The organism is Methyloversatilis sp. MC4-4 (assembly GCF_049843555.1).
Classification (GTDB): domain Bacteria; phylum Pseudomonadota; class Gammaproteobacteria; order Burkholderiales; family Rhodocyclaceae; genus Methyloversatilis; species Methyloversatilis discipulorum_B.
Genome location: NZ_JBBHZK010000003.1, coordinates 407,024 through 425,244, shown reverse-complemented (window position 1 = coordinate 425,244; position 18,221 = coordinate 407,024). Strand labels below are relative to the sequence as shown.

Annotated in this window: 18 protein-coding genes and 1 pseudogene; 18 read left to right on the top strand and 1 reads right to left on the bottom strand. The window is 65.3% G+C overall.

Annotated features, from left to right (window positions below; translation table 11 throughout):
- The first annotated feature begins 7 nt into the window (after window positions 1-7).
- The 7 genes from WDZ97_RS14970 (at window position 8) to WDZ97_RS14940 (ending at window position 6,425) form a co-directional block, all read left to right on the top strand.
- The gene (locus WDZ97_RS14970) at window positions 8-277 is read left to right on the top strand and encodes an MmoB/DmpM family protein (RefSeq protein WP_257093017.1); all 270 of its coding nucleotides are present in this window, start codon (window positions 8-10) and stop codon (window positions 275-277) included.
- 98 nt (window positions 278-375) lie between these two features.
- The gene (locus WDZ97_RS14965) at window positions 376-1,929 is read left to right on the top strand and encodes an aromatic/alkene/methane monooxygenase hydroxylase/oxygenase subunit alpha (RefSeq protein ID WP_425763276.1); all 1,554 of its coding nucleotides are present in this window, start codon (window positions 376-378) and stop codon (window positions 1,927-1,929) included.
- Between the two features lie 13 nt (window positions 1,930-1,942).
- Window positions 1,943-2,302 carry a phenol hydroxylase subunit P4 gene (locus WDZ97_RS14960; protein ID WP_425763275.1) on the top strand — a complete coding sequence of 120 codons (360 nt, stop codon included), beginning with the start codon at window positions 1,943-1,945 and terminating at the stop codon, window positions 2,300-2,302.
- Window positions 2,302-3,360 carry an NADH:ubiquinone reductase (Na(+)-transporting) subunit F gene (locus WDZ97_RS14955; RefSeq protein ID WP_425763274.1) on the top strand — a complete coding sequence of 353 codons (1,059 nt, stop codon included), beginning with the start codon at window positions 2,302-2,304 and terminating at the stop codon, window positions 3,358-3,360. The genes WDZ97_RS14960 and WDZ97_RS14955 overlap by 1 nt, the downstream gene beginning before the upstream one ends.
- A 152-nt stretch (window positions 3,361-3,512) precedes the next feature.
- Entirely contained in the window at window positions 3,513-3,848 is a 336-nt protein-coding gene (locus WDZ97_RS14950) for a 2Fe-2S iron-sulfur cluster binding domain-containing protein (protein ID WP_425763273.1), read from the top strand.
- Window positions 3,849-3,974: 126 nt separating this feature from the next.
- Window positions 3,975-5,681 carry an Eco57I restriction-modification methylase domain-containing protein gene (locus tag WDZ97_RS14945; RefSeq protein ID WP_425763272.1) on the top strand — a complete coding sequence of 569 codons (1,707 nt, stop codon included), beginning with the start codon at window positions 3,975-3,977 and terminating at the stop codon, window positions 5,679-5,681.
- 6 nt (window positions 5,682-5,687) lie between these two features.
- Window positions 5,688-6,425 carry a PaeR7I family type II restriction endonuclease gene (locus tag WDZ97_RS14940; RefSeq protein ID WP_425763271.1) on the top strand — a complete coding sequence of 246 codons (738 nt, stop codon included), beginning with the start codon at window positions 5,688-5,690 and terminating at the stop codon, window positions 6,423-6,425.
- Window positions 6,426-6,521: 96 nt separating this feature from the next.
- Here WDZ97_RS14940 and WDZ97_RS14935 read toward each other — a convergent pair whose 3' ends face one another.
- A complete protein-coding gene (locus tag WDZ97_RS14935) occupies window positions 6,522-7,262 on the bottom strand; it encodes a GntR family transcriptional regulator (RefSeq protein WP_425763270.1) in 741 nt (246 codons plus the stop codon).
- Window positions 7,263-7,452: 190 nt separating this feature from the next.
- Between WDZ97_RS14935 and WDZ97_RS14930 the strand changes: the two genes are divergently transcribed.
- The 11 genes and pseudogenes from WDZ97_RS14930 (at window position 7,453) to WDZ97_RS14880 (ending at window position 18,205) form a co-directional block, all read left to right on the top strand.
- Window positions 7,453-7,878 carry a GlcG/HbpS family heme-binding protein gene (locus WDZ97_RS14930; RefSeq protein ID WP_425763269.1) on the top strand — a complete coding sequence of 142 codons (426 nt, stop codon included), beginning with the start codon at window positions 7,453-7,455 and terminating at the stop codon, window positions 7,876-7,878.
- Window positions 7,879-8,023: 145 nt separating this feature from the next.
- The gene (locus WDZ97_RS14925) at window positions 8,024-9,484 is read left to right on the top strand and encodes a 2-hydroxymuconic semialdehyde dehydrogenase (protein WP_425763268.1); all 1,461 of its coding nucleotides are present in this window, start codon (window positions 8,024-8,026) and stop codon (window positions 9,482-9,484) included.
- Window positions 9,485-9,495: 11 nt separating this feature from the next.
- On the top strand, window positions 9,496-10,329 hold the full coding sequence (locus WDZ97_RS14920; RefSeq protein ID WP_425763267.1) for an alpha/beta fold hydrolase: 834 nt from the start codon (window positions 9,496-9,498) through the stop codon (window positions 10,327-10,329).
- Window positions 10,330-10,342: 13 nt separating this feature from the next.
- Complete coding sequence (gene dmpE / locus WDZ97_RS14915; RefSeq protein WP_425763266.1) at window positions 10,343-11,128, top strand: 2-oxopent-4-enoate hydratase; 786 nt, start codon at window positions 10,343-10,345, stop codon at window positions 11,126-11,128.
- A 10-nt stretch (window positions 11,129-11,138) separates the two neighbouring features.
- A complete protein-coding gene (locus WDZ97_RS14910) occupies window positions 11,139-11,753 on the top strand; it encodes a carboxymuconolactone decarboxylase family protein (RefSeq protein ID WP_304004246.1) in 615 nt (204 codons plus the stop codon).
- Window positions 11,750-12,667 (top strand): acetaldehyde dehydrogenase (acetylating), encoded by a 918-nt coding sequence (locus WDZ97_RS14905; RefSeq protein WP_304004247.1) that lies wholly within the window; start codon window positions 11,750-11,752, stop codon window positions 12,665-12,667. The genes WDZ97_RS14910 and WDZ97_RS14905 overlap by 4 nt, the downstream gene beginning before the upstream one ends.
- Window positions 12,668-12,684: 17 nt before the next feature.
- On the top strand, window positions 12,685-13,725 hold the full coding sequence (dmpG, locus tag WDZ97_RS14900; protein ID WP_425763265.1) for a 4-hydroxy-2-oxovalerate aldolase: 1,041 nt from the start codon (window positions 12,685-12,687) through the stop codon (window positions 13,723-13,725).
- Window positions 13,726-13,728: 3 nt separating this feature from the next.
- Window positions 13,729-14,517, top strand: a complete 789-nt coding sequence (dmpH, locus tag WDZ97_RS14895; protein WP_304004249.1) for a 2-oxo-3-hexenedioate decarboxylase — start codon at window positions 13,729-13,731, stop codon at window positions 14,515-14,517.
- 24 nt (window positions 14,518-14,541) lie between these two features.
- Window positions 14,542-14,739 (top strand): annotated as a pseudogene (locus tag WDZ97_RS14890) (4-oxalocrotonate tautomerase); the annotation flags it as partial.
- Between the two features lie 68 nt (window positions 14,740-14,807).
- Complete coding sequence (locus WDZ97_RS14885; RefSeq protein WP_304004250.1) at window positions 14,808-15,788, top strand: WD40/YVTN/BNR-like repeat-containing protein; 981 nt, start codon at window positions 14,808-14,810, stop codon at window positions 15,786-15,788.
- Window positions 15,785-18,205: an efflux RND transporter permease subunit gene (locus WDZ97_RS14880; RefSeq protein ID WP_425763264.1), complete on the top strand. Its 2,421-nt coding sequence runs from the start codon at window positions 15,785-15,787 to the stop codon at window positions 18,203-18,205. The genes WDZ97_RS14885 and WDZ97_RS14880 overlap by 4 nt, the downstream gene beginning before the upstream one ends.
- The last annotated feature ends 16 nt before the right edge of the window (window positions 18,206-18,221 follow it).

Here is an 18,221-nt window from a genome sequence, read left to right as displayed (position 1 = left end):
TCGCGCCATGTCCAAGGTATTCATCGCGCTGCAGACCAACGACGACACGCGTCCGATCATCGAATCCATTCTGGCCGACAACCCGCACGCGGTGCCGGTCGAGTCGCCGGCGATGATCAAGATCGACGCCGAAGGCCACCTGACCGTGAAGCGCGCGTCGATCTCCGAACTGATCGGCCGCGACTTCGACCTGCAGGAACTGCACACGCACCTGATATCGCTGTCCGGCCATATCGACGAGAGCGACGACGAGTTCACGCTGCACTGGGACAACTGATGGACAACTGATCCCGGCGCACGCGCCGAGGGAGAACCCGGGACACAGACGGCCGCCTGAACGGCCGCACCCGGATCTGTCATTGAGGAGAAGCACAGATGGACATGCAGGTACCGAAGAAGAAGCTGGGCCTGAAGGAACGCTACACGCTGATGACCCGTGATCTGGCGTGGGACACCACCTATCAGCCGAAGGAAAAGGTGTATCCGTACGCCGACTACGAGGGCATCAAGATCCATGACTGGGACAAGTGGGAAGACCCCTTCCGCCTGACCATGGACGCCTACTGGAAATACCAGGCTGAGAAGGAGCGCAAGCTCTACGCCATCATCGACGCCTACAGCCAGAGCAACGGCCACCTCGGCGTGACCGACGCGCGCTACCTGAACGCGATCAAGATCTTCCTGACCGCGGTGACGCCGCTGGAATACATGGCCCACCGCGGCTTCGCCCACGTCGGCCGCGCCTTCCCCGGCGCCGGTGCGCGCGTGGCCTGCCAGATGCAGGCGATCGACGAAATGCGCCATGCGCAGACGCAGATCCATTCGCTGTCGAATTACAACAAGTACTACAACGGCTTCCACGACGCGCCGCACATGTTCGACCGCGTCTGGTACCTGTCGGTCCCGAAGAGCTTCTTCGACGACGCGATCACCGCCGGTCCGTTCGAGTTCATCGTGTCGGTCGGCTTCTCCTTCGAGTACGTGCTGACCAATCTGCTGTTCGTGCCTTTCGTGTCGGGTGCGGCCTACAACGGCGACATGGGCACCATGACCTTCGGTTTCTCGGCGCAGTCGGACGAAGCGCGTCACATGACGCTGGGCCTGGAGTGCATCAAGTTCATCCTGGAGCAGGACCCGGCCAACCTGCCCATCGTGCAGCGCTGGATAGACAAGTGGTGCTGGCGCGGCGTACGCCTGCTGTCCATCGTCGCGATGATGATGGACTACATGCTGCCCAAGCGCGTCATGAGCTGGAAGGAAGCCTGGGAAATCTATTTCGAGGAGAACGGCGGCGCGCTGTTCAAGGACCTCGCGCGTTACGGCATCAAGATGCCGGCCTGCGCCGAGCAGATCCGCCAGGAGAAGGATCACCTGTCGCACCAGGTGTGGGCCACCTTCTACAACTACGGCGGCGCCACCGACTTCCACACCTGGATGCCGACCGAGGACGAAATGCAGTGGCTGTCGCAGAAGTACCCGGACACCTTCGACAAGTACTACCGGCCGCGCTTCGAGTTCTGGCGCGAACAGCAGGAAAAGGGCAATCGTTTCTACAACAAGACGCTGCCCATGCTGTGCCAGACCTGCCAGATTCCGATGCTGTTCACCGAGCCCGGCGACCCGACGAAGATCTGCTACCGCGAGCGCAGCTACAAGGGCAACAAGTACCACTTCTGCTCCGACCACTGCCAACACATCTTCGACAACGAGCCGGAGAAGTACGTACAGGCCTGGCTGCCGGTGCACCAGATCTACCAGGGCAACTGCTTCCCGGAGGGCACCGACCCGACCGCGCCCGGCTTCGATCCGCTGGCCGCGGTGCTGGAGTACTACCGGCTCAACGTCGGTCACGACAACGGCGAGTTCGAAGGTTCGGAAGACCATCGCAACTTCGAAGCCTGGCGCGGCATGGCCAAGCGCAACGACTGAGGGGGACGAAGACATGCAAGTCGCTGCAGTGAAGGATTACGTCGGCGTGCCGCGCGACGTGGTCGACAACTTCCACGGCAACCAGCTCGTGTACGTCGGCTGGGACGATCACCTGATGTTCTGCGCGCCGCTGGCCTTTCCTTTCCCGCCCACCATGCGCTTCGGCGACATCGTCGAGAAGGTGCTGCCCGGCGCCTACGGCTATCACCCGGACTGGGCGAGGATCGACTGGTCAAGGGTGGAGTGGATGAAGTCAGGCGAGCCGTGGGTGCCCCACTTCAATCGCACGCTGGCGGAGAACGGCATCGGCCACAAGGACGCCATCCGCTTCCGCACGCCGGGCCTCACCGGCATCAAGGGATCGTGCAGCTGATGGCTTACGCGCTGACCATAGAACCACTGGGCCAGACGCTGGAGGTCGAGGACGACCAGACGGTGCTGGATGCCTGCCTGCGCGCAGGCATCTGGCTGCCGCACGCCTGCTGTCACGGCCTGTGCGCCACCTGCAAGGTACAGGTGACGGACGGCGAGGTGGACCACGGCGAAGCGTCCGACTTCGCGCTGATGGACTTCGAGCGGGAGGAGGGCAAGACCCTGGCCTGCTGCGCGCGGCTGCAGAGCGACGTCACCATCGAGGCGGACATCGACGAGGAACCGGACGCGCGCAACATTCCGGTCGAGGATTTTCACGGTACGGTGGCCCGCATCGAACAGCTGACGCCGACGATCAAGGGCCTGTTCATCCGGCTCGACCGGCCGCTCGACTTCCAGGCCGGCCAGTACATCAATCTGGACATCGGCGCCGAGCCGGGCATGTCGCGTGCGTTCTCGCTCGCCAATCCGCCGTCTACCGGCGACGAGGTCGAGCTGAACATCCGCATCGTGCCCGGCGGTCGCGGCACCACCTGGATACACGAGTCGCTGCAGGCGGGCGACCGGGTGAAGCTGTCCGGCCCCTACGGCCGCTTCTTCGTGCGCGAGTCGGCCGCCAAGCCGCTCATCTTCATGGCGGGCGGCTCCGGGCTGTCCAGCCCGCGGTCGATGATTCTCGATCTGCTGGCCAAGGGCTACGCGCAGCCGATCACGCTGGTGTACGGCGCGCGCAACCGCGACGAGCTGTACTACCACGACGACTTCGTCGCGCTGGCTGCGGCACACGCGAACTTCAGCTACGTGCCGGCGCTGTCGGATGAGCCGGCGGGCAGCGACTGGGCGGGCTTCCGCGGCTTCGCGCACGAGGCGGCGCTGGCCCACTTCCGCGAGGACTTCCGTGGCCACCAGGCCTATCTGTGCGGACCGCCAGTGATGATCGACGCCTGCATCAACGCGCTGATGCAGGGCCGGCTGTTCGAGCGCGACATCTACACCGAGAAGTTCTTTTCGGCCGCCGACGCGCAGCAGGTGCGCAGCCCGCTGTTCAGGAAGATCTGAAATGACACAGCTCCCTTACTCGCTGCGCTCGCACAGGGTCGGCTTTGCACAGCCGACCCGTTCGGCAGGCGTGGCGCAATGCGCCACGAAACCCCTGCCTCACCTCCCCGAGGGGGAGGTCGGGTCCTTCGGAACGGCCGTGCGGAGCTGACATGGCACGCACCTACAGCATCGTGCTCGACGGCATCGGCCGCGAATACCTGTGTGCGGAAACGCAGAACGCGCTGCGCGGCATGGAAGCGCTGGGTGGCCGCGGCATACCGGTCGGCTGCCGCCAGGGCGGCTGCGGCGTGTGCAAGGTGGAAGTGCTGTCCGGCACCTTTACTGCAGGCGTCATGAGCCGCAGCGCGATCAGCGAGGACGACGAGCGCCGCCAGTGCGTGCTTGCCTGCCGCATCTACCCGACCAGCGACCTGAAGCTCAAGGTGGTCGGCAAGATGGCGCGCAGCGTCGAGGCGCTGAAGCTGGAGGCGGCGAAAAAGGACTGACTGCAGAGGTCTTCTGCCTGCTCCGATCTGGTTCTCGGCTCGGGATCGAGGCAGACCGGCATGCGCAGGAATGACCGGAAGTGCTTTCAGCCGTAGTATTCGCGCTTGCGAAACTCTGGTCTTCCCATGGCGCCCCCTTTGGCATTTCAACCCGGTCTGTTCGGCGACTGCCCGGTCGAAGCGGCGATCCGGCAACTGGCGGACGATTCGAGCACCCAGGAGCGTGGCGCGATCTACACGCGTCGCGAGGTTGTCGACTTCATGCTCGATCTTGCGGGGTACTCCGCAGAGCGGGATCTCACGCGCCTCCGTTTTCTCGAACCGTCATTTGGTGCCGGTGATTTCCTGCTACCGGCAATCGAGCGCTTGTTGAGAGCAGCTCGCAGGGTAGGCCGTGACTTTGCGCTGGAGGACTGCATTCGCGCGGTCGAACTGCATCGCGATACTTATGAATCCACTTTCGCCAAGGTCGTACAGACCCTCATGGCCTACGGTCACACGGAAGAGGGCTCGCTTTATCTGGCTCGGCGCTGGCTCATCTGCGATGACTTTCTGTTGTCGCCGATACGGGGCGCTTTCGACGTCGTCGTGGGCAATCCGCCCTATGTTCGGCAGGAGTTGATTCCGGAGGCGCTGCTCAATGAGTACCGCGCGCGCTACTCGACGCTCTACGATCGCGCAGATCTATACGTACCTTTCATGCAGAGGGCCCTTGAACTGCTCGCCGATGGCGGGGAGCTGTGCTTCATCTGTGCCGATCGCTGGATGAAGAACAAGTACGGAGCGCCCTTGCGACGTCTCGTCACGACGCGTTTCCGGCTCAAGGCCTATGTCGATCTCAGCGAGGCATCCGCCTTTCATTCCGAAGTGATCGCATACCCGGCGATTACCCTGATCGCACGTTTGATGCCAGGAGTGACCCGCGTTGCAGTCGTTAGGGAGGTCGAAAGATTGGCGGAGCTCACATCCGGACTGATGGATGGTGGCTCGGAGGGAACTTCCGACGTCCGTCTGATCAGAAGTCTTCCCGCAGATGGCGAGCCATGGGTGCTCGCCGAAGAGGATTCTCTTTCCCTGATTCGTCGTCTTGAAGGGGCCTTTCCCACCCTGGAAAAGGCGGGCTGCAAAGTGGGGATCGGCGTTGCTACGGGTGCCGACAGGGCCTTCATCGGGCTCATGGACGAACTTGACGTTGAGGATGATCGCAAGCTGCCTCTTGCCATGACGCGCGATATCGACAGCGGTGAAGTGAGTTGGCGCGGATTTGGAGTGATCAATCCCTTCCAAGACGACGGGAGGCTGGTCGATCTTGCCGCGTATCCGAAGTTGCGTGCTTTCCTGGAACAGCGGCGCGACATCATTGCGAATCGCCACGTGGCGAAGAAGGACCCATCCCGCTGGTTCCGCACCATAGACAGGATTACTCCGTCGCTGGTGGTCGAGCCCAAGCTGCTGATTCCGGACATCAAAGGTCACGCCCAGGTCGTGTTCGAGGATGGACGGCTCTATCCGCACCACAATCTTTACTTCGTGACCGCGAGTGAGTGGGATCTGAGGGCGTTGCAGGCAGTCTTGCTGTCCGACCTGACGCGCTTTTTCATCGCCTCGTATTCCACTCGTATGCGGGGCGGTTTTCTCCGGTTTCAAGCGCAGTATCTGCGGCGGATCAGGCTCCCGTTCTGGAAGGATGTTCCATCGGGTTTGCGGTCAACACTCGGCGCGGCGGCTCACGCTCTCGACGTCACAGCCTGCAATCGGGCTGTTGCCGAGCTCTACGGACTGACCGAGGACGATATCGCTTTGATAGAAAAAGAGGGTGCGCAGCGGCGCTGAGACCGAATGGCTCTTGAATTGTGCGACTACGAGCGCCGTGCGCGCGGGGCGGTAAAGGAGTTCTGGACAAGCCGTGGTGGCGCTGCCGAGCGTCAACGGCAATCTGGAAAGGCAGATCGTGGAGAGCGTGGCAGCGTCCTTTCGGGCAAGAACATGGATGGCTTCGTTCCACTTATCCAGGCGCTCGTTGCGAAGAACGGGTTGCCATCGGCGGAAGTGTACTTAAAGCGCACTGTCCTCACGCTTCCTGGCTACTTCCGTCCGACCAAGATATGGGACGTGCTCGTAATGAACGGTGGTCGGTTGATCGCCGCGATCGAACTGAAAAGTCAGATCGGGCCGTCATTCGGAAACAATTTCAATAATCGGGCCGAAGAGGCAATCGGTACCGGCCATGACCTGTGGGTTGCCTATCGAGAAGGTGCGCTCGGTGACCAGCCCCCACCCTTCATCGGCTGGCTCATGCTCGTAGAGGATTGCGACAAGTCCAGAAATCCGGTCAAGGACGCGAGCCCTCACTTTCCAGTGTTCTCGGAATTTCGCGGCGCATCTTACCTACGGCGATACGACATTCTTTGCCAGCGATTGGTCAAGGAGAAAGTGTACTCGTCGGCCTGCGTCATGACGTCGTCCAGAAACGCCGCAACGTCCGGCGTTTTCGGAGAAATGTCTGAACTTACCGGTTTGGGGACCTTCGTTCGACGCCTTGCCGCGCACATTGCCGAGGAGGCATCGCGCGTTTAATCAGGCGCGAAGGATGGGGGTAGGGGCGGCGAAGCGGAAAACGGATACGACAACCGGAATCCCGTCGCATCAATCGCGGATTTGCGAAGGTCGGTCTCAACGGCCGTTGGCCGCCTTCCTTGTCGGCGCCTGCGCGAACTGCGGCACGCTGGCCACGGTCTGGAAGGTGCGCCAGATGTGGCCGGACAGCACGCGCGTCGCCTCGTCGGCGTCGCGCGCGATGGCCGCCTTGAAGATCTGTTCGTGTTCTTCGTGTACGTCCTGCGGCACCGGCCGGTTCAGCACCGATATGCGGCGGTAGCGTTCCGACTGGCGGTACAGGATGGCCAGGAAGTGGCGTATCCAGCGCGAGGTGCAGGCGCCGATCAGCGTTTCGTGGAACACGCGATTGCGCTCTTCCCACTCATTCACGCTGCCATCGACGTCGCCGGCCAGCTTTTCTTCTGCCCGCGTCAGCAGGTGGAAGGCGCTAACCAGATTGCCTTCCCAGGTTTCGTCGCCGTTGGTGATGCTCTGTCGCAGCGCCTCGCATTCGAGCATGACGCGGGTACGTGTGATGTCCTCGATGTCGGCGAGCGAAATCGGTGCCACACGAAAGCCGCGCTGGCCCTGGGCGACCACCAGCGAGTCGCTCACCAGCAGCGCCAGCGCCTCGCGCAGTGTGCCGGCGCCGACTTCGTACTCGTCCTTCAGGTGTTCGACCCGAAGCTTCGCACCCGGAGCGTGACGGCCTTCGATGATGTCCCGCCGCAACTGGCGATACGCGCCATCGACCAGCGTCTTCGGTTCATAGGCTTCGCCGTTGGCCGCAAAGTCACCGGTAATCAATTGTTCCATATGGACTTTCCAGAGCGCCTTCTCACGGTGTGCCAAGGCATGCAGCCATTCTAGTTCCGAACTTTCTCCGTGAAAAGTCAAAAATCTCGATAAAAATAGTTGACGTCGAGATTATTGGTTTATATCGTTAAGTCCATCGAATATCGACGAGTGAGAGGTCGCGATACAGCGGCCCCGCGGAGGAGACGACATGGACGTGGCAGCACGGCAATCGACGGTGGGCTGGGAGGCGGCATCCGCAGCGGTCAGCGCAGCGGTCGCGCACGCGGCGTCCATTGGCGCCTGCGTCAATGCGGCGGTGGTTGATCGCGCCGGCCAGCTCGTCTCGTTCCTGCGCATGCCCGGGGCAGCGCTGCACTCGGTCGATATCGCGATCGACAAGGCCTATACCGCCGCCAGCTTCGGTCTGCCGACCGGCGACTGGGCGGCCGCCCTCTCGTCCCACTCCGACGCAGTCCGCCAGGGGCTGCCGCTGCGGCCGCGCATGGTCATGTTCGGCGGCGGTCTGCCGCTGGTGGTGGCCGGCGAACGCATCGGCGGCGTCGGCATTTCCGGCGGTTCCGAAGCGCAGGACGAAGCCTGCGCCCGCGCCGCACTCGCTGCGCTCGACTTGTAAATGAAGCCCCCACGCTCACTTCGTTCGCTGCCCCCCGAGGGGGCTGCGCTGCCCTTGGGGCGGCCCGGCGGGCGGCGCGGCGCGCGTTCTGCGTCGCACGTCGCGCGGTGAGGCAATTGAGCACGCACACACAAGAAAGAGATCGATGAAACAGATCAGCCACTTCATCAACGGCGAGTTCGTCGCCGGCCGCGAAGGCCGCCGCTTCGACAAGCGCTCGCCGCTGGACAACCGCGTCATCGCCTCGGTCAGCGAAGCCGGGCGCGACGAGGTGAATGCCGCGGTCGCCGCAGCGCGTGCCGCGCTCGAAGGACCGTGGGGCCGCATGACGGTGACCGAGCGCACCGAACTGCTGTACGCGGTCGCCAATGAAATCAACCGCCGCTTCGACGACTTCGTCGCCGCCGAGGTGGCCGACACCGGCAAGCCGGTCAGTCTGGCCAGCCACCTCGACATTCCGCGCGGTGCCGCCAACTTCAAGATCTTCGCCGACGTGGTCAAGAACGTGCCGGGCGAGTTCTTCGAAATGGCGACGCCGGACGGCCGCGGCGCGATCAACTACGCGCTGCGCAAGCCGGTCGGCGTGGTCGGCGTGGTGTGTCCGTGGAACCTGCCGCTGCTGCTGATGACCTGGAAGGTCGGCCCGGCGCTGGCCTGCGGCAACACCGTGGTGGTGAAGCCGTCGGAAGAGACGCCGCAGACCGCGGCGCTGCTCGGCGAAGTGATGAACGCGGTCGGCATGCCGGCCGGCGTCTACAACGTGGTGCACGGTTTCGGCCCGGATTCGGCCGGCGAATTCCTGACCACCCACCCGGGCGTCAATGCCATCACCTTCACCGGCGAGACGCGCACCGGCGAAGCCATCATGAAGGCGGCCGCCGGCGGCGCGCGGCCGGTGTCGCTGGAAATGGGTGGCAAGAATCCGGCCATCGTGTTCGCCGACTGCGACTTCGACGCCGCCATCGCCGGCACGCTGCGTTCGGCCTTCGCCAACTGCGGTCAGGTTTGCCTCGGCACCGAGCGCGTCTATGTCGAGCGCCCGCTGTTCGAGCGCTTCGTCGCCGCGCTGAAGCAGGGCGCCGAGGCGCTGGTCATGGGCCGGCCGGAGGACGAAGCCACCGGCATGGGCCCGCTCATCTCGGCCGAGCACAAGCAGAAGGTGCTGGCCTACTACCGCCGCGCGGTGGAAGAGGGCGCCACCGTCGTCACCGGCGGCGGCGTTCCGGCCATGCCGAGCGAACTGGCCAACGGCGCCTGGGTGCAACCCACGATCTGGACCGGATTACCGGAGACCGCCGCCGTCGTGCGCGAGGAAATCTTCGGCCCGTGTTGCCACATCGCGCCCTTCGACCGCGAAGAGGACGCGATCCGCATGGCCAACGACACGAACTACGGCCTCGCCGCGTCTGTATGGACGTCCGACATCACGCGCGGCCACCGCGTCGCGGCCGCACTCGACACCGGTCTGGTGTGGGTGAACTCCTGGTTCCTGCGCGACCTGCGCACGCCTTTCGGCGGCGCCAAGCAATCGGGCATCGGCCGCGAAGGCGGCGTGCATTCGCTCGAGTTCTACACCGAGCTGAAGAACGTGTGCGTGAAGCTGTGAGGAGCGCCGACATGAACGCACCGCTGAATCCGGAAATCGCCCGCAGCATCGTCGCCGCCGGCATCACCACCAACTATCACGACCTGGGCAGCGGCTTTCCGGTGCTCATGCTGCACGGCTCGGGCCCCGGTGTCAGCGCCTGGGCGAACTGGCGGCTGGTCATGCCGCAGCTTGCCGAACGCGCTCGCGTGATCGCGCCGGACATGGCGGGTTTCGGCTACACCGAGCGCCGCTCGGATCTCCGGTACGACATGGATACCTGGGTCGCCCAGGCCGTCGGCATGCTGGATGCACTCGGCATCGAACGCGCCGATCTGGTCGGCAACAGCTTCGGCGGCGGCCTGGCCTTGCAGGTCGCCATCCGGTTTCCGCACCGCATCCGCCGTCTGGTGCTGATGGGCAGCGTCGGCGTGCGCTTCGACATCACGCCGGCACTCGACGCGGTGTGGGGCTACACGCCGTCGATCGAAACGATGCGCGGCCTGCTCGACCTGTTCGCATACGACCGCTCGCTGGTGAACGACGAACTGGCAAAGCTGCGCTACGAGGCGTCGATCCGGCCGGGCTTCCAGGAATCCTTCGCCGCCATGTTCCCGGCGCCGCGCCAGCGCTGGGTCGATGCGATGGCCAGCAATGTCGACGACATCAAGGCGCTGCCACACGAAACACTGGTCATCCACGGCCGGGAAGACAAGGTCATCCCGCTCGACACCTCGCTCACGCTGGCGCAGTGGATACCGAACGCGCAGCTGCACGTGTACGGCAAGTGCGGCCACTGGACGCAGATCGAGCACGCCGCACGCTTCGCGCGTCTCGTCGCGGACTTCCTCACCGAACCCCATTGAACAGGCCCCGGACATGATGCAAGCCCAGAAGATCCAGCAGTACGGCGACGAGCTGTACGCCGCGCTCACCACCCGCGAAACGGTGGCGCCGCTGACCAGCCGCGAGCCGGACATCACGATCGAGGATGCCTACCACATCCAGCAGCGCATGATTTCGCGCCGGCTGGACGCTGGCGAGCGCATCGTCGGCAAGAAGATCGGTGTCACCTCGAAAGTCGTGCAGAACATGCTGAACGTGCACCAGCCGGACTTCGGCTACCTGCTCGACGGGATGATCTACAACGAGGGCGAGTCGATCGCTGCGAACTCGCTGATCCAGCCGCGCGCCGAGGGCGAGATCGCCTTCATCCTGAAGCACGACATCATGGGCCCCGGCGTCACCGGCGCCGACGTGCTGCGCGCCACCGAGTGCGTGATGCCCTGCTTCGAAATCGTCGATTCGCGCATCCACGACTGGAAGATCCGCATCCAGGACACGGTGGCCGACAACGCGTCGTGCGGCGTGTTCGTGCTCGGCGACCGCGCGGTGTCGCCGCGCAATCTCGACCTCGGCCTGTGCGGCATGGTGCTGGAGCTGAACGGCGACATCGTCGGCACCGGTGCCGGCGCTGCCGCGCTCGGCCATCCGGTCAACGCTGTCGTGTGGCTCGCCAACACGCTGGGCCGTCTCGGCATTCCGCTCAAGGCCGGTGAAGTGATCCTGTCCGGCTCGCTCGCCGCCCTCATTCCGGTCAAGGCTGGCGACAGCCTGCGCATCGCCATCGGTGGCCTCGGCGGCTGCTCGGTGCGCTTCGTCTAGGACCGACGCCATGGCACGCATCGCACCCCTCTCCATCGAGTCCACGCCGGACATGGCGGCCGACTTCGCCTTCTTCGAGCGCACCCTCGGCTTCGTGCCGAACAGCCTGCGCACGATGGCCTACAGGCCGGCGCTGGCGAAGGGCCTGATCGCGTTGAGCCGCGGTGTGTATGACCCGGCGGGCGAGGTCGATCTGGGCTTCAAGCGCCTGATCGGTCACGTCGCCAGCATGGCGGCCGGCTGCCTGTACTGCCGTGCGCATACCGCCACCAGTGCGCTGCGCCACGGTGTGGCCGCGGAAAAGATGGCGGCCATCGCCGACTACCGCAGCAGCCCGCTTTTCTCCGACGCCGAACGCGTGGCGCTCGATTTCGCGCTGGCCGCGGCGAGCCAGCCGAACGACGTGACGGACGAACTGTTCGCCGGCCTCCGTGCGCACTGGAACGAGGGCCAGATCGTCGAGCTGCTCGGCGTGATCGCGCTCTTCGGCTTCTTCAATCGCTGGAACGATTCCCTGGCAACGACGCTTGAGTCCGAGCCCCTTCAAACCGCTGGCAGCGTGCTCGCGAACACCGGCTGGTCGGCCGGCAAGCACGCCGCCGGAGACGAGGACATCCCTGCATGAACAAGATCAAGTGTGCATTGATCGGGCCGGGCAATATCGGCACCGATCTGCTCTACAAGCTGAAGCGCAGCCCGGTGCTGGAGCCGGTCTGGATGGTCGGCATCGACCCTGCGTCCGAAGGCCTGGCGCGCGCCCGCGACATGGGCATCAAGACCACCAGCGACGGCGTCGACGGCCTGCTGCCGCACGTCAAGGCGGACGGCATCCAGATCGCCTTCGACGCCACCAGCGCCTACGTGCATGCCGAGAACTCGCGCAAGCTCAATGCGCTGGGCGTGATGATGATCGACTTGACGCCTGCCGCCATCGGCCCCTTCTGCGTGCCGCCGGTGAATCTGAAGGAACACGTCGGCAAGCGCGAGATGAACGTCAACATGGTCACCTGCGGTGGCCAGGCGACGATCCCCATGGTGGCGGCGGTGTCGCGTGTGCAGAAGGTGAGCTACGGCGAGATCGTCGCCACCGTGTCCAGCCGCTCGGTCGGACCGGGCACGCGCAAGAACATCGACGAATTCACCCGCACCACGTCCGGCGCCATCGAGCGCGTCGGCGGTGCGGCCAAGGGCAAGGCCATCATCGTGATCAACCCGGCCGAGCCGCCGCTGATCATGCGCGACACCATCCACTGCATCACCGAGTCGGCGCCGCGTGCGGCCGAAATCGAGGAATCGGTGCACGACATGATCCGCCAGGTGCAGGCCTACGTGCCCGGTTACCGGCTGGTCAATGGCCCGGTGATCGACATGGACACCCACCGCGTGTCCATCTTCATGGAAGTCGCCGGCCTCGGCGACTACCTGCCGAAGTACGCCGGCAATCTCGACATCATGACCGCCGCCGCCGCGCGCACGGCCGAGATGTTCGCCGAAGAAATCCTGAACGGCTCGCTCTCGCTCGAGCCCGTCCCCGCTTGAGCGCAAAGGACACGACCATGAATCTCAAGGGCAAGAAGGTCACGCTGCACGACAACACGCTGCGCGACGGCATGCATCCGAAGCGCCACCAGATCACGCTGGACCAGATGCTGGCGGTGGCGCGCGGCCTCGACGAGGCGGGCATGCCGCTGATCGAGGTGACGCACGGCGACGGCCTCGGTGGCGCGTCGGTGAATTACGGCTTCCCGCTGCACAGCGACGAGGAGTACCTCTCCACCGTCATCCCGGCGATGAAGAACACCAAGGTGTCGGCGCTGCTGCTGCCGGGCATCGGCACCGTCGACCACCTGCGCATGGCGCACGAACTGGGCGTGCACACGATACGCGTGGCCACCCACTGCACCGAAGCCGACGTGTCTGAACAGCACATCGGTCTGGCGCGCAAGCTGGAGATGGACACCGTGGGCTTCCTGATGATGGCCCACATGATCGAGCCGGACAGACTCGTCGCGCAGGCGAAGCTGATGGAAAGCTACGGCGCCAACTGCGTCTATGTGACCGACTCCGCCGGCTACATGCTGCCGGACGACGTGACGGCGCGCGTCACCGCGGTGCGCCAGGCACTGAAGCCCGAAACCGAGATCGGCTTCCACGGCCACCACAACATGTCGATGGGCGTGTCGAATTCGCTGGCCGCGATCGAGGCGGGCGCCAGCCGCATCGACGGCTCGACCAACGGTCTGGGGGCCGGTGCCGGCAACACGCCGCTGGAGGTGTTCGTCGCGGTGGCCAACCGGATGGGCATCGAAACCGGCGTCGATCTGTACCGCATCATGGACGTGGCCGAAGACCTGGTGCTGCCGATGATGGAGCACCTGGTGCGCATCGACCGCGACTCGCTGACGCTGGGCTACGCCGGCGTCTATTCCTCCTTCCTGCTGTTCGCCAAGCGCGCCGGCGCCAAGTACGGCATCGCGCCGCGCGACATCCTGATGGAGCTCGGTCGCCGCGGCATGGTGGGCGGGCAGGAGGACATGATCGAGGACACCGCGATCACGATGGCGCGCGAGCGGGCGACCGCGGCGGCGGAGGGCTGAACGATGAACCTCGACCGCATCACCATCGCGCTGCTCGCCGAGCGCCTCGAAAACTGCGAGCTGGAAGCACGCGACACCACCAAGATCACCGACGACCACCCGGACATGGACTGGGAGGACGCCTACGCGGTGCAGGACGCGATCCGCGCCCGCAAGCTGGCGCGCGGCGCGCGCATCGTCGGCCTGAAGGCCGGGCTCACCTCGCGCGCCAAGATGAAGCAGATGGGCGTCGAAGACCCCGTGTTCGGCTTCCTGGTCGATGACTTCGCGGTCGCCGATGGCGGCGACATCGATACGAAGAAGCTCATCCACCCCAAGGTCGAGCCGGAAATCGCCTTCGTCACCAAGGCGCCGCTGCGGGGGCCGGGCTGCCACATCGCGGCCGTGCTCGCCGCCACCGACTTCGTCGTGCCGGCCATCGAAATCATCGATTCGCGCTACCGCGACTTCAAGTTCGACCTGAAGAGCGTGGTCGCCGACAACTGCTCGTCGTCGCGCTTCGTGGTCGGCGGGACCGCGACGCCGGTCGAGGGCCTGGACCTGCGCACGCTGGGCGTGGTGCTGGAAAAGAACGGCCAGCCGGTGGCGCTCGGCGCCGGTGCCGCGGTGCTCGGCCACCCGGCGGCGGCGATCGCCATGCTCGCCAACATGCTGGGCCGGCGCGGCGAAGAGATCCCGGCCGGCACGCTCATCCTGTCCGGCGGCATTACCGAGGCGGTCGCGGTGGCAGCCGGCGACAGCGTGAGCCTGCGCATCCAGTCGCTCGGTTCGACCAGCGTCCGCTTCGTCTGACCGCCCTTCGCCTTCCAGGAGAAACGAAATATGCCATTCGCACAGATCAACCTGATCGAGGGTCGGACCGAGGACCAGAAGCGCGCCGTCATCGAGAAGGTGACGCAGGCACTGGTCGAGGCGGTCGGCGCACCGCGTGAAACGGTGCGCGTGATGATCATCGAGGTGCCGAAGTCCCACTGGGGCATCGGCGGCGTCAGCGCCAAGGACCTCGGGCGCTAGCCGCGCACCGCCATACGACTGAGCCCATCGACGACCCGGCCGCAGAGCCGGGCAAGGAGGAGAAATACATGAACCATCACGGATTCAGGGCGCTGGCCGTCTGCGCTGCGCTTGCCGCGGTCGCCACGGGCTGCACCCAGGCACCCGACCTGTCGGCCGCGCGTGCCGAGGCGCAGAAGCCAGTACAGCGTTACGACGCCATCCAGGCCCTCGCCGCGCACGGCGAGAAGGTCGCAGCCGGCACCCGCAGCGGTGCGGTGCTGGTGTCTTCAGACGGCGGCCGCAGTTGGCATCGGCAGCCCATCGCCGGCCCGTCGTCGATCACCGGCATGGACGTGTGCCCGGACGGCCGCTTCATCGCCATCGACTTCTACCGGAAGGTGTGGACGGCCGACGCCCAGCTGTCCGCCTGGAGCGCGCAGCCGCTGGAGGCGCCGCACACCGCGCTGGCCGTGCACTGCGACCGCCAGGGACGCTGGTGGGTCGCCGGTACCGGTGCGCTCATCGTGCGCAGCGACGACCAGGGCAAGAGCTGGGTCAAGACCGACCTGCAGGAGGACCTGCAGATCACCACGGTGCAGATGGTCGATGAGCTGAACGGCTTTGCCACCGGCGAATTCGGCACCGTCGTGGTCACCACCGACGGCGGCGCGACCTGGGCCAAGCGCGGCGCGCTGCCCGAGGAGTTCTACCCCTACGCCGCGCTGTTCGTGTCGGCCAGCGAAGGCTGGGTCAGCGGGTTGGCCGGGCAGGTCGTGCACACCACCGACGGCGGTCTGACCTGGACGCCGCAGCTGAATCGGGCCGGCGCACCGCTGTATCGCATCTTCATGCACGCCGGCGCGCCGCACGCGGTCGGCGCCGGTGGCGCCGTGGTGCGCCTGCAGGGCGAGGAATGGGTGGCTGTCGCCTACCCGGACGCGCGCCCGGTACCGCTCGCAGCGGGCGCGTCCGTCCTTGCGCACAACACCCTTCTGATCGGCGGGCCTGGCGGCCTGCTGCGTGCCGTCGCCGACGGTGGCTCATCCAAACCCGGAGCCGCGAAATGATCGCCCCGATCCGCAAGTCCATCACCCACACGCTGCACAAGGCCGAAGAGTGGATCTTCGCCAATCCGAAGATCGTGCTGAGCCTGATCTTCCTGGTCACGCTGGCCTTCGCCGCCGCGCTGCCCAAGTTGCGCATCTATTCCGATTTCTCCGACCTGCTGCCGCAGGAGCACAGCTACATCCAGACCTACAACCGCATCAAGGAGAACTTCGGCGGCGCCAACATGATCGTGATGGCGATCGAGGTCGAGCAGGGCACGATCTTCAACAACGACACGCTGAAACTGGTGCATGAGGCGACGCAGGGCGTGGACAACCTGCCCAGCGTGAACCACAACCTGGTGTCCTCGCTGACCCACCGCACCGCGCGCAAGGTGTTCCTCAGCCCCGAGGGCAGCTTCGTGTCGCAGCCCTACTACGACCCGGCAAAGACCTACTCGGCCGACGAACTCGCGCAGATGCAGCGCGACGTGATCGCCAATCCCAACCTGTTCGGCCTGATGGTGTCGCCGGACTTCAAGGCGGCGCTGATCAAGGCGCAGCTCAACGAGAGCGAACTCGACTACGTCGAAACCTTCGCCGCGCTGCAGAAGGTGCGCGACACGCTGGCGCGCGACGGGCACAAGGTGCACGTGACCGGCAATCCGGTGCTGACCGGCTGGGTCTATACCTACCTCGACCAGATCGTGCAGATCCTGGCGTGGACGCTGGCCCTGCTGGCGACGCTGCTCATCGTCTACTTCCGCCGCCTGTACGGCATCGCGCTGCCGCTGCTGGGCATCGCGCTGTCGTCGATCTGGGGCCTCGGTTTCATGGCGCTGGCCGGCATCAACCTCGAACCGCTGTCGCTGCCCATCCCCTTCCTGATCGCCGCCCGCGCCACCTCGCACGGCGTGCAGCTGGTGGTGCGCTACTACGAGGAGCTGGCCATCGTGAAGAACGGCCGGCAGGCGGCGCGCAACGCGCTCGATGCGCTGTTCCGCCCAGGTTCGCTGGCCATCATCGTCGACGCGGTGGGCATTGCCGTGCTGGTGCTGGGTGCCGCGCCGTTCAACTACAAGCTCGGTCTGGCCGCCGGCTTCTGGGGCTTCTCGGTCATCTTCACGGTGCACTTCATGGTGCCGCTGGCGCTGACCGTGCTGCCGCAGCCGAAGACGATGGAGAACGCCAACGAGGGCGTGCGCAACTTCCTCGGCAACGCGATGGCGCGTACCGGCGGTACCGACGGCGGCGCGCGCGCCATCCTGTTCGCGTCGCTGGCCTGCGTCGTCGTCGGCAGCTGGTACGTGGCCAAGGTGCAGCTCGGTGAGTCCGAGCCGGGCAGCCCGCTGCTGAACCGCGACCACGACTACAACGTGTCGACGGCGGCCATCAACACGCTGTTCCCGGGCTCGGAAGAGCTGCACATCGTCGCCCGCACCGAAGAGAAGGGCGGCATCAAGCGGCCCGAGGTGATGCACGCGATCGAGCGCTTCCAGGCCCACATGCTGTCCGACCCGACGCTGGGCGGCGCGCGTGCGCTGCCGGGCGTGGTGCGCGTGGTGAACCAGCTCACCCACAACGACGATCCGCGCTGGGCGCAGATACCGGACAACGCCGACGAGGTGGGCGGTCTGATGTTCGCCTACATGGCGTCCAGTCCGATTCCCGGTGCGCTGAAGGAGTACATCAACCCGGACGAGAACGAAGCCAACATGGTGTTCTTCTACAAGGACCACCAGGCGGAGACGATCAACCGGGTGGTTGCGCTTGCCGAAGAGGGCAAGGCGCGCATCGAGGCCGAGGTGCCGGGCCTGAAGATCGAACTGGGCGGCGGCATCATCGGCGTCACTGCAGCGGCCAACCAGGCGCTGCACACCGACCACATGATCATCATTCCTGCGGTGATGCTGCTGGCCTTCTTCCTGGTGATGGCCTACTACCAGTCGCTGCACGCCGGCTGGCTGATGGTGCTGCCCATGCTGTTCGCCACCGTCATGACCTATGCCTACATGGGCTGGGCCGACATCGGCATCAGTGTGAACACGGTGCCGGTGATCGCGGTCGGCGTCGGCGTCGGCATCGACTACGCGGTGTACTTCATGGACCGCATCCGCGAGGAAATGGCGGTCACCCGCAACATCCACCGCGCCGTCGTCAATGCGGTCGCCACCACCGGCTACGCCGTGTCCTTCACCGCCGCGACGCTGATCGCCGGTGTCGTCATGTGGATCTTCATGTCCGACCTGCGCTTCCAGTCGGATGCCGCTGTCCTGCTGTCCTTCATGCTGGTCGTCAATGCGCTGGCCGCGATGCTGATCGTGCCGGCCTGGTGCGTGGTGTTCCGCCCGCACTTCGTGGTCGCCACCCACTACGACGAGGACGGCGTGCTGGAAGAGGATGACGCGCCGCGCGAGGTCGCCCGCGCGGCGGCCTGACCGACAGCTTCAATCC

Coding starts and splice junctions, on each gene's coding strand:
- WDZ97_RS14905 (WP_304004247.1), top strand. CDS start 11,750: ATGAACAAGATCAAGTGTGCATTGATCGGGCCGGGCAATATCGGCACC.
- WDZ97_RS14920 (WP_425763267.1), top strand. CDS start 9,496: ATGAACGCACCGCTGAATCCGGAAATCGCCCGCAGCATCGTCGCCGCC.
- dmpG (WP_425763265.1), top strand. CDS start 12,685: ATGAATCTCAAGGGCAAGAAGGTCACGCTGCACGACAACACGCTGCGC.
- WDZ97_RS14940 (WP_425763271.1), top strand. CDS start 5,688: ATGGCTCTTGAATTGTGCGACTACGAGCGCCGTGCGCGCGGGGCGGTA.
- dmpH (WP_304004249.1), top strand. CDS start 13,729: ATGAACCTCGACCGCATCACCATCGCGCTGCTCGCCGAGCGCCTCGAA.
- WDZ97_RS14955 (WP_425763274.1), top strand. CDS start 2,302: ATGGCTTACGCGCTGACCATAGAACCACTGGGCCAGACGCTGGAGGTC.
- WDZ97_RS14925 (WP_425763268.1), top strand. CDS start 8,024: ATGAAACAGATCAGCCACTTCATCAACGGCGAGTTCGTCGCCGGCCGC.
- WDZ97_RS14970 (WP_257093017.1), top strand. CDS start 8: ATGTCCAAGGTATTCATCGCGCTGCAGACCAACGACGACACGCGTCCG.
- WDZ97_RS14960 (WP_425763275.1), top strand. CDS start 1,943: ATGCAAGTCGCTGCAGTGAAGGATTACGTCGGCGTGCCGCGCGACGTG.
- WDZ97_RS14965 (WP_425763276.1), top strand. CDS start 376: ATGGACATGCAGGTACCGAAGAAGAAGCTGGGCCTGAAGGAACGCTAC.
- WDZ97_RS14910 (WP_304004246.1), top strand. CDS start 11,139: ATGGCACGCATCGCACCCCTCTCCATCGAGTCCACGCCGGACATGGCG.
- dmpE (WP_425763266.1), top strand. CDS start 10,343: ATGATGCAAGCCCAGAAGATCCAGCAGTACGGCGACGAGCTGTACGCC.
- WDZ97_RS14945 (WP_425763272.1), top strand. CDS start 3,975: ATGGCGCCCCCTTTGGCATTTCAACCCGGTCTGTTCGGCGACTGCCCG.
- WDZ97_RS14885 (WP_304004250.1), top strand. CDS start 14,808: ATGAACCATCACGGATTCAGGGCGCTGGCCGTCTGCGCTGCGCTTGCC.
- WDZ97_RS14880 (WP_425763264.1), top strand. CDS start 15,785: ATGATCGCCCCGATCCGCAAGTCCATCACCCACACGCTGCACAAGGCC.
- WDZ97_RS14935 (WP_425763270.1), bottom strand. CDS start 7,262: ATGGAACAATTGATTACCGGTGACTTTGCGGCCAACGGCGAAGCCTAT.
- WDZ97_RS14930 (WP_425763269.1), top strand. CDS start 7,453: ATGGACGTGGCAGCACGGCAATCGACGGTGGGCTGGGAGGCGGCATCC.
- WDZ97_RS14950 (WP_425763273.1), top strand. CDS start 3,513: ATGGCACGCACCTACAGCATCGTGCTCGACGGCATCGGCCGCGAATAC.